Here is an 11,118-nt window from a genome sequence, read left to right on the forward strand (position 1 = left end):
CTGGCACCTACCGCAAGGCCTCCGACCCGCCGACTGGCGCCAGCGAGGCGCGCGCGGCGTACCGGCCCGCGCTGTGCTCGACGTCGAGGGGTAGCCCGAAGCAGGCGGACAGCGCCGGGCCCGTGAGCACGTGCTCGATCGGCCCGGCGGCAACCACCGAACCCGCCCGAAGCAGCAACGCATGGCTCATCCCGACTGGGATGTCCTCGACGTGGTGGGTGACCAGCACCAGGGCCGGCGCCGCTGGATCGAGGGCGAGCCGGGTGAGCCATCGCAGCAGGGCCTCGCGACCCGCCAGATCGAGCCCCGCGGCCGGCTCGTCCAGCAACATAAGTTCCGGGTCGGGCATCAGCGCCCTGGCGATCTGCACCCGTTGCTGCTCGCCCGCGGACAGGCTGCCGTACCGCCGCTCGGCGAAACCCCGGCAGCCGAGGAGGGCGAGCAGCGCGCGAGCCCTGCCGTCGTCGACGGCGTCGTAAGGCTCGTCGCCCCGGGCCACCCCGGCGTAGGCCGCGGACATCACCGTGTCGACCACGAGCTCCGCGCCCGGCAGCCGGCTGCCCAAGGCTGGGCTGCACCAGCCGACCTTGGGCAGCAGCAGGTCCAGATCCGCGTCGGCGACCGCCTCGCCGAACAGGCTGACCCGGCCGCTGGTGGCCGAGGTCGCAGCCGCAGCTACCTCGAGCAGCGTGGTCTTGCCAGCCCCGTTCGGGCCCAGAACAACCCAGCGTTGGCCGGCCCGGACCGTCCAGTCGACGTCTCGCAGCAGCGTCGCATCGCCTCGCTCGACACGCACCGCCGCGAGAGACAGCAGCGGGTCGGCCGGGGCATCGACGGCCAAGCTGCTCATCCTTCGAGGTTAGGCCAGCCGGAGCCGGACCCCGGGGGAACACGCCGGGCCGCAGCGAGCATCGCCGGGAGAGAACTTTCCGGCGTCGGGTGGAAGTCGAGGTAGTAGCTGCCGACGCTATGGAAGTCCGCGGGCGTCAGGGGGCAAACCACCTCGTCCACGAATCTGGCGAGATCGACTGCTGCCCCGGCGGGAGCGACCGGGAAGGCGGCGACCAGCCGCGCGGGCCGCAGCCGGCGGGCCGCCACTGCGGCCGCGCGCATCGACGCGCCGGTGGCCACGCCGTCGTCCACCAGGATTGCGACCTGGCGGGCAAGATCCAGCGGTGGGCGGTCCCCGCGGTAGGCCTGCTCCTGGGCGGCGAGCTCGATCTGAGCCGCCGCGACCAGCCGGTCGACGTCGGCGGGGCTGAGCCCGGCAGCCCGGACCACCCGCTCGTTGACGACGATCACCCCCGCGCTGGCGACGGCGCCGAGCGCCAGTTCGGGCTGATCCGGGTGGCCGACCTTGCGGACGACGAAGGCGTCGAGCCGGGCGCCGAGCACTTCGGCCACGACGGCCGCCACCGGGACGCCGCCCCGGGGCAGCCCGAGGACTACGACGTCGTCTCGGCCGGCGTAGCCGTGCAGCGCGGCCGCGAGGGCGTGGCCGGCGTCCGCCCGGTCGGCGTAGGTCACCGGCGGCGGCGGCGCCGGCGGAGCAGGAGGAGCAGGGCGAGCAGGGCGACGCCGACCGGAGCCAGCCGCGCGGTGAGCGCGGGGCCGGCGTCGCGTTCGGCCAGCGGCCCGAAGTCCTGGATCGGTGGGGCCGGGGCCGGGGCCGGGGCCGGGGCCGGGGCCGGGGCCGGGGCCGGGGCCGGCGGTCCCTGTGCCGCCGGAGGCTGCGACGGCCCGGCCGGAGCGCCGGTCAACCGCGCGGACAGCTCCTGTGCGAACTGGCCGACCAGCCTGCGCCCGACCTTGTCGAACACCCCCTGACCGAACTGCTCCGACCGGCCGGTCACCGCGAGGTCGGTCAGCACTTCGACCCGAGTGCCGGAGGCCTCCGGATTCAGGGTCAGCCGGACCGTGGCCGACGCCACCCCGCCGCCGCGGGTCTCCTTGCCAGTGGCTTCGACGAGGATGCGCTGCCCTTCCGGGTCGACCTCGGCGTAGCGTGCCTCTCCCCGGTAGGTGACCTGCACCGGGCCGACCTTGACCCGGAACTTGCCCCTGACAGTGTCGGCGGCCACGGAATCCACGGTCGCCCCGGGGACGCACCGCCCGGCCACATCGGCGTCGAGCAGCGCGCGGCGTGCGGCTTCCACCGGTACGGGCAGCGTGAACACGTGCTCGAACTGCATGGTCAACTCCCTGCTCCCCTCGGTGGTCTACTCATCCCACGTCCGAGGAGTGGCCGGGGAAGACGTGCAGCGACGGGTCGATGTCCGGCGCGGCGTTGTTCACCGCGGTGGCGGCCTCGCCGAAACCGACCGCGATCAGCTTGACCTTGCCGGGGTAGACCGCGATGTCCCCGGCCGCGAACACCCGAGGCAAGTTGGTCCGCATCGCCGTGTCGACCACGATGTGGCGCTTCTCCTGGTTCAGCCCCCAGCGGGTCATCGGCCCCAGGTCCGCGGTGAAGCCGAGCGCAGCGACGACCGACTGCACGTCGAGCGTCCGGTGCTCGTCGGTCAGATTGCTCAGGATCTCCACCGCGGTGATCGAGTCGGTCCCGTGGATCCGCGCGACCTCGTGGTTGGTAAGCACGGTGCAGCGGGACGCGAGCACCTTCGCGACCGTGCTCTCGTGGGCCCGGAACTTGTCCCGGCGATGGATCAGGGTCACCGAGCGGGCCAGCGGCTCGAGGCTCTGCGCCCAGTCGAAGGCGGAATCGCCGCCGCCGACGATGAGCACGTCGAGGCCGGCCAGCTCGTCGAGCTTGGGGACGAAGTAGCGCAGCCCGCGCCCCTCGAAGCCGTCCCCATCCGGCAGCGGCCGGGGGGTGAAGGTGCCGATCCCTCCGGTGATGAGCACCGCCTTGGCGGCGACGGCCGTTCCCCGGTGGGTCGTGACAACGACCCGATCCGGCCCCACCGCCAGCTCTTCCGCCCGGTGGCCGAGCAGGTAGGTCGGATTCCACTGCGCGGCCTGCTCGACAAGGGCGTCCACGAGAACCTGCCCCTTGACCGCCGGAAAGCCGGCCACGTCAAAGATCATCTTTTCCGGGTACAGCGCCGTGACCTGGCCACCCGGTTCGGCCAGCGAGTCCATCAGCCCGACCGAGAAGGAGCGGAACCCGGCGTAGTAGGCGGCGAACAGCCCAGCCGGCCCGGCACCGATGATCAGCAGATCGATCTCGACCGGATCGCCGTCCAAGGCCTTCCTCCCCGACGTCCGCGACGTCCCGGAAACCGTAACCGACGAGGGACCGTCCCGGAGCTACCTGGGTAGCGTAAGGGCCGTGGATATCCACGGCGGCGAACGCCGGTTGCTCGACGCGACCCCCAAGGGGCTCTACATCGCTGGCCGGTGGCGGGAGGCGGCGGCGAGCTTCCCGGTCGAGGACCCGGCGACCGGTCGCACGCTGTGCGAGGTTGCCGATGCCGCCCCCGAGGATGGTCGCGCCGCGCTGGACGCGGCGTGCGCCGCAGCCGAATCGTGGGCTGCCACCGCTCCGCGCGAGCGTGGCGAGATCCTGCGCCGCGCGTATCAGCTGATGGTCGACCGCACCGCCGATCTCGGGCGGCTGATGACGCTGGAGATGGGCAAGTCGATCACCGAGTCCGAAGGAGAGATCAGCTACGCCGCCGAATTCTTCCGCTGGTTCGCCGAGGAGGCGGTGCGCGTCGCCGGCAGGTACGGCCGGGAACCCGCGGGCGGCTACCGGATCCTCACCACCCGGGGGCCGGTCGGATCGTGCCTGCTGATCACCCCGTGGAACTTCCCGGCCGCGATGGGAACCCGCAAGATCGCCCCAGCGATCGCCGCCGGCTGCACCATGATCATGAAGCCCGCCGCGCTGACCCCGCTCACCATGCTCGCGGTGGCGCAACTCCTCGAGGACGCTGGACTGCCGCCCGGCGTGTTAAACGTCGTCCCGACGACCTCGGCAGCGGCGGTGACCGGACCGCTGCTCGACGATCCCCGGCTCCGCAAGCTCTCCTTCACCGGGTCGACCGAAGTGGGACGTGACCTGCTCCGGCGCGCCGCCGGCAACCTGCTGCGGACCTCGATGGAGCTTGGCGGCAACGCACCGTTCGTCGTTTTCGAGGACGCGGACGTCGATCATGCGGTCGAGCAGGCGGTGATTGCCAAGATGCGGAACATCGGCCAGTCGTGCGTCGCGGCCAACCGGTTCCTCGTCGCACGGCCCCTCGTCGACACCTTCGCCCATGGGCTGGCCGACCGGATGGGCCGGCTGCGACTGGGCCCGGGGACTGCCCCCGGATCCGACGTCGGTCCGCTGGTGGAGGAGAAGGCCCGCACCAAGGTCACCGCACTGGTCGAGGACGCGGTGGCACGGGGAGCGAAGATCCTCACCGGCGGCGCGGTCCCGAGCGGGCCGGGCTGGTTCTACCCGCCGACGGTCCTGGTCGGGGTCCCGACCCAAGCCGACATGTTCCGCACCGAGATCTTCGGTCCGGTGGCGCCGATCTACGGTTTCGACACCGAGGCCGAGGGCATCGCCCTCGCCAACGACACCGAGTTCGGCCTGGTCTCCTACGCCTTCACCAGGGACCTTTCCCGCGGCTTGCGGGCGGTGGACCGGCTGCAGACCGGCATGGTCGGCCTCAACCGCGGGTTGCTCTCCAACCCGGCGGCGCCGTTCGGCGGGATCAAGCACTCGGGGATCGGTCGGGAGGGCGGCGCAGAGGGCATCGAGGAGTATCTGACGCTCAAATACGCCGCCGTCGGCGACTGACCGGCCCCGCCGAACCACCGGACCGGCGACGATCCCCGGCCGATGGGACACAGGAAGACGGTCCCCGACGTCGAATTTCAGGTGGCTGAGCGCAATCCTGCGCGGATCGCGGGGCGACAAGCCGGGTCGTCTGCGGTAAACAGGGCACGAATGAACGGATGGAACATCGGGTCGGCTACCGTCGTTGCATCAACCGAGAACCGCACCGCGCTCCCGCCGGCATCCGCCGGGTGGCCCCGGACCCGGCCCGGGAAATAATGCAGCCAGAATGAACACCTCGAGGAAAGGTTGTCCGTGACCCCCGCCCCCGCTACCCCGGCAGAGGAGACCGCCGTGGACAAGGCCACGCCGGCGGAGAGCCAGCCGGCCGGGACCAAGCGCAGCAACCGTGACCGCGGTGCCCTCGCGGTCGTACCCGGAGCTGAGCCCGCGGTCGAAGCCGAAGAGCCCAGCGAAAACGAGCTGGTCGACGAGGAAGAGGACGAGGAGGAGGCCCCGGAGGCCTTCGCCGAGGCCGACGCGGGCATATCCACCGACCTGGTCCGCGCATACCTCAAGGAGATCGGCAAGGTAGCCCTGCTCAACGCCGAGCAGGAAGTCGAGCTCGCCAAGCGGATCGAGGCCGGGCTGTTTGCCGCGGAAAAGCTGCGACAGGCCGCCGCCGGCAAAGGTCGCAAGCCCTCGAAGACGATGTACCGGGACCTCGAGTGGCTCACCGCTGACGGCCAGCGGGCCAAGGATCATCTACTGGAAGCGAACTTGCGCCTCGTCGTCTCGGTCGCCAAGCGGTACACGGGCCGCGGGATGGCTTTCCTCGACCTGATCCAGGAAGGCAACCTCGGCCTGATCCGCGCCGTGGAGAAGTTCGACTACACCAAGGGCTACAAGTTCTCCACCTACGCCACCTGGTGGATCCGCCAGGCGATCACGCGGGCCATGGCCGACCAGGCTCGCACGATCCGGATCCCCGTGCACATGGTCGAACAGATCAACAAGCTGACCCGGATCCAGCGCCAGATGCTCCAGGACCTCGGTCGGGAGCCGACCCCGGACGAGCTCGCCGCCGAGCTCGACATGACCCCGGACAAGGTGCTGGAGATCCAGGGATACGCGCGTGACCCGGTAAGCCTCGAGCTCCAGGTGGGTGACGAAGGTGACTCCCAGCTCGGCGACTTCATCGAGGACGCCGATGCGCCGGTCGCCTCGGAGGTGGTCTCCTTCGGGCTGCTCCAGGAGCAGCTCCAGGAGGTTCTCGGCACGCTGCCGGCCCGCGAGGCCGCCGTCGTGGCACTGCGCTTCGGACTTACCGACGGCCAGCCGCGCACCCTCGACGAGATCGGGAAGGAGTTCGGGCTGACCCGGGAGCGGATCCGCCAGATCGAGGCCAAGACGCTCTCCAAGCTGCGACACCCGTCCCGATCGCAGAAGCTGCGCGACTACCTCGACTGAGACCGGTCACAAACCACCGGCGAGCAGCCCCCCCGCGACGGCCACGCCCACGATGACGATGGCAGCCCGAAGGGCACCGGCCGGCAACCGGCGGCCGAGCATCGCGCCGAGCTGACCGCCGGCGATCGCGCCGAGCGCCAGCACCCCCGCCGCGCCCCAGGCGACGTGAGTGGCCGACGCGAACAGCATCGCCGCCACGCCGTTGACCACCGCGGCGACGACATTCTTCGCGGCATTGAGTCGTTGAAGGTCGTCATGGACGAAGATCGCGAGCAGTGCGATGAGGATCACGCCCTGCGCCGCCCCGAAGTAGCCGCCGTAGACGCCGGTGAGGAACACGCTGGTCCCCACAACGACGCGGTTGCGGTGGTCGCCCCGCCGATCGGCAACGAGGCGAGTGAGCCGGGGCTGCGCGGCGATCAACCCGCAGGCCAGCAGGATGAGGAACGGCACGACGCCGCGGAACACCGAGCCGGGCAGGGCCAGCAGCAGGAACCCGCCGCTGAGACCACCGAGGCCGCCGGCGACGCAGAGCCAGAGGATCCGGGTCCGCTGCCCGGCGAGCTCACGGCGGTACCCCACCGCGCCGGACACCGAACCGGGGAACAGACCGATCGTGTTCGAGACGTTCGCCAGGACCGGAGGGTAGCCGAGGGCCAGCAGGGTAGGGAAGGTGACCAGCGAGCCCGACCCGACGATCGTGTTGATCGTGCCGGCCGCCAGTCCGGCGCCCGCGATCGCCAGCCCGGCTTCAGGGGTCACGACCGGACATCCTGCCCGCCAGGGGCTCAGGGGTCTGCCCCGACCTGCCGAGGCGAACACCATGGGTCTCACCGGCGAGCTCGAACGCAGCCGGCAGATCCGCTCCATGCTCGAAGATGTGATCAGCGATCCGAGCCGGCTGGGTCCAGATCGACGTCGCCCGGGCCCGGCCGGCGGGCCGGGGGCTCCCGGAGTCGTCGTGAGCGCTCCCGCTCAGGTAGCGGTCCGCTTGGCCGCCTTCATCTGCTGCTTGTAGGCACGTACCCGGGACAGCGAGTCCGCGTCGGTGACGTCCGCGACCGAGCGGTAGACGCCGTCCGCGCCGTAGCTTCCGGCAGCCTCCCGCCAACCGGGCGGCCGGACGCGCAACTGCTTGCCGAGCAGGGCGAGGAAGATCTGCGCCTTGGCCGGTCCGAAGCCGGGCAGCCCCTCGAGGCGGCGGCGCAGCTCGTCCCCGGTCGCCGCTCCGGACCACACCTGCGCGGCGTGACCGTTATAGGTCTCGACCAGGTGGCGGCCGAGGGCCTGCACCCGTCCGGCCATCGCGGCCGGGTACCGATGCAACGCCGGCGGCGTGGCGAACAGCTCGGCCAGCTTGTCCGGGTCGTGATCCGCCAGCTCGGACGCGTCGAGGTCGCGGCCCAACCGCTCGACGAGCTGCTGCGGGGACGCGAAGGCCCATTCCATCGGCACCTGCTGATCGAGCAGCATGCCCACCAGCAGGGCAAGCGGGTCCTTCGACAGCAGGGCGTCCGCGTCCGGGTTCTGCGCAAGACACAACCTTGGCGTCACTCGCCGATCGTAGTTCCGGGCACATCCATGGCGGAAGAGCAAGTGCTGTACCTAGCGGCTTCGGCCCTTGCGGCTAGACCTCGGCGCCTGACTCACTCTTATTGAGACAGTTGACGAGCCTGCGGCCGGTTCGGACAGGGACCGTACGCCGCACTTCGGCCTGACCAGCTCGCGGCAGCGCTCCTCGCGACGGCAACCCGTGTTCTCGAGATCGTCGTCAATCTCACCGTAGGGAGCGGTGACGGCGGGCAGCCCGACCCAAGCCGAAGTGCGCTTCCAGCACGCTGAGCGGCGACCGCGTGGGGGCGCAGCGAGAACAGTCCGAGCAGCAACCACGGCGCCGCGAGGGCGAGGTGAGCCTCATTGACGTCCAGCCTTGGCGGGTTTCGATTTCGGCGCGGGTCCGAGCGTCCTCCTGTTAGGTGCCGGAATCGCCGCACGAGCCCCTGACTAGGAGGTTTGCCAGCCGAAGGATGGCCGCAGTGTCGGGCACGGCCAGCAATCGGCCGGATTTCGCAAGCCTCGCCTCAGAGCCTCCGGGGTCACCGACGCGCCCGTTCGTTTCACGCTCACACAGGGACACTGATGGCGGCTGGCCGGCGTCCAGTAATCGTCAACGCGGCGGCCATAAGCGGCCCCTACCGGTCACTCGCTGCGCCTCCCGCGGCGTTTCTCTCATCGACCCGCTCAGCGGCATTAGATGAGTGCGTTCCGAGCATCGCGTAGCGGCGCTTCTGGACGGCACCTGGTCGGCACGGCAGAGCGTCAACCGGCACCGCCGAGCGGGCGGGTAGCGCGAGCCGGTCAGCGAAATGCCGGGGCCAGTTCCAGCAGCACCTCGCCCCAGGCGTTGTACGTCGCCTGCAGCAGCTCCTCCGCGAGGGCGGTCAGCGCCGGCAACTGCGGGTGTGACTGCCCGACGATCGCAGCCAGGCGGTGCTGCACAATGGCCTTGCGGGTGGGTGTCGCCGGGTGCGGGTGGTCGTCCAGCACAGCGCGCCGCACGAACCATCCGGCAGACGTCATCGCCCAGCCCAGGGACACGGTGCGGAGGTCGCGGTCGAAGGCCTGGTCGTGGACGTACGGCAGGGCGATTGCGGCGCGCCAGGACTCGAGGGCGGCGTAAGCGGCGTCCTGTGAGGGACGCCAGCTGCACCAGCACGAGGGCCACGGGACGAGCAGGTACGCGGCGTCCCAGGCCACATGCCGCAGCTGCGCACCCTCGAGGTCCAGCAGCACCAAACCGTTGGTCGTGAGTCGGTTGTTGTCAGGGCACGCATCGGCCGGCGTCAATGCCCATGCCTGCGTGGGGCCGCCCAGCAGGTCATCGAGGCCGCGCAACTCGGCCAGCGCCTGTTCCCGACGGGCTCACTCCGACCAGCGAGAGGTCAGCTGCAAGAGCCTCGGTGGCTCGGGCCAGCATCGCCGGCATGCCGGCGGCCGGCGGCGCCGGCACGTTCAAGCGCGCCGCGCTGCGGTCCAGCGCGTCCTGCAGCCGCACTCCGCAAGCTGCGGTTCGGGCATGGAGGGTACCCAGCGCGGCCGCCCATTGTCGCAGGCCCGCAGCGGCGGCGGCCGAGTCCGTGCCCAACAGCAGCTCCGCGAGATCACCCCCGGATCCAACATCCTCGAGCACGACACCCGCCGGGTCGGTGACTGCGAGCAGCCGCGGCGTCCCCTGTCCGTCGGCCACTTCGAGACCTGCGGGCTCCCGCACAGCCGACTCGGCCGTTGGGTCACGGTGGAGCTTGACAACCACGGTGCGTTCAGGGGCCGTCGCTCGCACCACGAGGGTGCGGTCGCTGCCCTTCAACTCCTCCGCAGAGGTAAGACGCAGACCGAGGGCCCGACTGCCGGCAGCCAGCGCGTCTCCAACCGTGAGCACCGACGCAGCCTCTCACGGCAGGGGCAGCCGACGGTCCAACCCCGGGCCCCAGCCACTCCATTGACAGTCGACAGGATCGGCGCTTCTGGACGGCGACGGCCCCGGTTCCCAGTATCCGCTCTGCGGCCAGAAGAGTACGACTGAGCTGCGCTCGGTAGTGACGGCTCCGTTCGCATCGACGAACCGTTGGCCTCCGTCGACGTGTCCGAAAGACCCGAACGGACCTGCGGCTCTGAGCGCCGGTGACCGGGCAGCAGCATCCGGTCACCGGCGTCGGTCTGCGCGGGTCAGCCGGTGCTCATCCCGGCGAGGTAGGCGGCGACGGCGTGGCTGGCGTGCCGGTCGAGGTTGGCCTTGGCCATGTCGTAGCGAAGCGTGGTGCGGGGGTCGGCGTGGCGCATCGCGTACTGCATGTCGCGCAGCGCGACGCCGGCGACCAGGCCGGTGGTGCAGAAGGTGCGGCGTAGCCCGTGCGGGCTGATCGGTCGGTGCACGCCGGCTGCCTTCGCGACCCGCTGCAGCGCCCGGGTGGCGGCGGCTCGGTCCATCCGCCGCCCGGAGCGAGAGGTGAGGATCGGTCCGTGGCTGCGACCGGCGACTGCGGCGTGCACCGCGCGCAGCACTGAGATCGGTAGCGGGATGTCGGCCGGCTTGGCGCCTTTCCCGAGCACGTGCAGGATCTCGTAGCCGGCCTCGTACCGGATGTCGGAAATGTCGGCGGCGCAGGCTTCGGACACCCGCAGGCCGAGCATCCCGAGTAGCGCGACCAGGGCGTGCTCGACCGGGCCGGCCGTCCGGGAGGCGGACAGCACGGCGGCGAACTCCAGCGGGTGCAGCACGGTGCGCCGCTGGCCCTCCCAGGTCACCTTCGGTCGGGTGACCGCGTCGGCCGGGTTGGCCGGCAGGTGCCCGTCGATGACCGCATACCGGTAGAAGCTGGCCACCGTGCCGAAGCGCCGGGCGATCGTGGCTGCCGCGTAGCCTTGGGTTTCCAGGTGGCGCAGGTACAGCTCCACGTGCGGGCGGCCCGCCTGAAGCGGCTCGAGGCCGACTTCGTCGCACCAGCTCACGAAGACCCGCATGTCCAGCCGGTAAGCGGTCAGCGTCGGTTCCCGGTAGCGGGCCAGGAACCCGGCGACCGCCAACCGCCGGACATCCGCCCAGGCTGGCACCAGCTCCGCTGTTACGGTCGATGTCATGACACGTCCCCTTCCGTTCGTGGGAGCCGATCTCCCAGAGGACGCGATCGTGAAACCAGGCAATGCCGAAGATCAGCGAAACGGTCGATAGCCCGCCGTTCGGGGTCGCCCCGGCCTGCCGAGGAACGGTGCGCGAGCCGGCGTTACAGCGTGTGCCGATTCCTGCCGATATGGCGTGCGTGGCGGAGGACTACCGGGGTGCGCTTGGACGCTTGCCGCCAGCCCTGGGCGTGCCTTTCCGAAGCCTGGGCTGGGTCGCATTCGGGCTGCTGATGGCA

General features: G+C 70.9%; 12 protein-coding genes. 3 read left to right on the forward strand and 9 right to left on the reverse strand.

Annotated elements, in window-relative coordinates:
* Positions 1-7 precede the first annotated feature (7 nt).
* Genes VNG13_08110 through VNG13_08125 form a run of 4 tightly spaced genes read right to left on the reverse strand, consistent with a single transcriptional unit; the run spans position 8 to position 3,207 of the window.
* Positions 8-850: an ATP-binding cassette domain-containing protein gene (locus VNG13_08110; protein ID HVA60487.1), complete on the reverse strand. Its 843-nt coding sequence runs from the start codon at positions 848-850 to the stop codon at positions 8-10.
* Complete coding sequence (locus VNG13_08115) at positions 847-1,527, reverse strand: phosphoribosyltransferase family protein (protein ID HVA60488.1); 681 nt, start codon at positions 1,525-1,527, stop codon at positions 847-849. The genes VNG13_08110 and VNG13_08115 overlap by 4 nt, the downstream gene beginning before the upstream one ends.
* Positions 1,524-2,192, reverse strand: coding sequence for an SRPBCC family protein (locus VNG13_08120; GenBank protein HVA60489.1), 669 nt, complete (start codon positions 2,190-2,192; stop codon positions 1,524-1,526). Before VNG13_08120 ends, VNG13_08115 begins: the two co-directional genes overlap by 4 nt.
* 31 nt (positions 2,193-2,223) lie before the next feature.
* The gene (locus tag VNG13_08125; protein ID HVA60490.1) at positions 2,224-3,207 is read right to left on the reverse strand and encodes an NAD(P)/FAD-dependent oxidoreductase; all 984 of its coding nucleotides are present in this window, start codon (positions 3,205-3,207) and stop codon (positions 2,224-2,226) included.
* Positions 3,208-3,292: 85 nt separating this feature from the next.
* On the opposite strand from VNG13_08125, the gene VNG13_08130 reads away from it, so the two are divergent.
* Positions 3,293-4,753 carry an NAD-dependent succinate-semialdehyde dehydrogenase gene (locus tag VNG13_08130; GenBank protein ID HVA60491.1) on the forward strand — a complete coding sequence of 487 codons (1,461 nt, stop codon included), beginning with the start codon at positions 3,293-3,295 and terminating at the stop codon, positions 4,751-4,753.
* 294 nt (positions 4,754-5,047) lie between these two features.
* Positions 5,048-6,202 (forward strand): RNA polymerase sigma factor, encoded by a 1,155-nt coding sequence (locus VNG13_08135; protein HVA60492.1) that lies wholly within the window; start codon positions 5,048-5,050, stop codon positions 6,200-6,202.
* A gap of 6 nt (positions 6,203-6,208) precedes the next feature.
* Here VNG13_08135 and VNG13_08140 read toward each other — a convergent pair whose 3' ends face one another.
* From VNG13_08140 to VNG13_08160, 5 genes are all read right to left on the reverse strand, one after another.
* Positions 6,209-6,964: a sulfite exporter TauE/SafE family protein gene (locus VNG13_08140; GenBank protein ID HVA60493.1), complete on the reverse strand. Its 756-nt coding sequence runs from the start codon at positions 6,962-6,964 to the stop codon at positions 6,209-6,211.
* A gap of 213 nt (positions 6,965-7,177) precedes the next feature.
* Entirely contained in the window at positions 7,178-7,756 is a 579-nt protein-coding gene (locus VNG13_08145) for an HhH-GPD-type base excision DNA repair protein (protein HVA60494.1), read from the reverse strand.
* A gap of 804 nt (positions 7,757-8,560) precedes the next feature.
* Complete coding sequence (locus VNG13_08150; protein HVA60495.1) at positions 8,561-9,097, reverse strand: hypothetical protein; 537 nt, start codon at positions 9,095-9,097, stop codon at positions 8,561-8,563.
* Entirely contained in the window at positions 9,081-9,641 is a 561-nt protein-coding gene (locus VNG13_08155; GenBank protein HVA60496.1) for a hypothetical protein, read from the reverse strand. The genes VNG13_08150 and VNG13_08155 overlap by 17 nt, the downstream gene beginning before the upstream one ends.
* 287 nt (positions 9,642-9,928) lie before the next feature.
* Complete coding sequence (locus VNG13_08160; GenBank protein ID HVA60497.1) at positions 9,929-10,840, reverse strand: tyrosine-type recombinase/integrase; 912 nt, start codon at positions 10,838-10,840, stop codon at positions 9,929-9,931.
* Between the two features lie 62 nt (positions 10,841-10,902).
* Here VNG13_08160 and VNG13_08165 point away from each other — a divergent pair.
* Positions 10,903-11,118 (forward strand): hypothetical protein (locus VNG13_08165; protein HVA60498.1); only part of this gene is annotated, 216 nt, incomplete at its 3' end.

The organism is Mycobacteriales bacterium, from assembly GCA_035533475.1.
Lineage (GTDB): Bacteria > Actinomycetota > Actinomycetes > DATLTS01 > DATLTS01 > DATLTS01.

Excerpts from the sequence above, each read along its gene's own strand:
- VNG13_08160 (HVA60497.1), bottom strand. The coding sequence starts at position 10,840 with ATGACATCGACCGTAACAGCGGAGCTGGTGCCAGCCTGGGCGGATGTC.
- VNG13_08110 (HVA60487.1), bottom strand. The coding sequence starts at position 850 with ATGAGCAGCTTGGCCGTCGATGCCCCGGCCGACCCGCTGCTGTCTCTC.
- VNG13_08120 (HVA60489.1), bottom strand. The coding sequence starts at position 2,192 with ATGCAGTTCGAGCACGTGTTCACGCTGCCCGTACCGGTGGAAGCCGCA.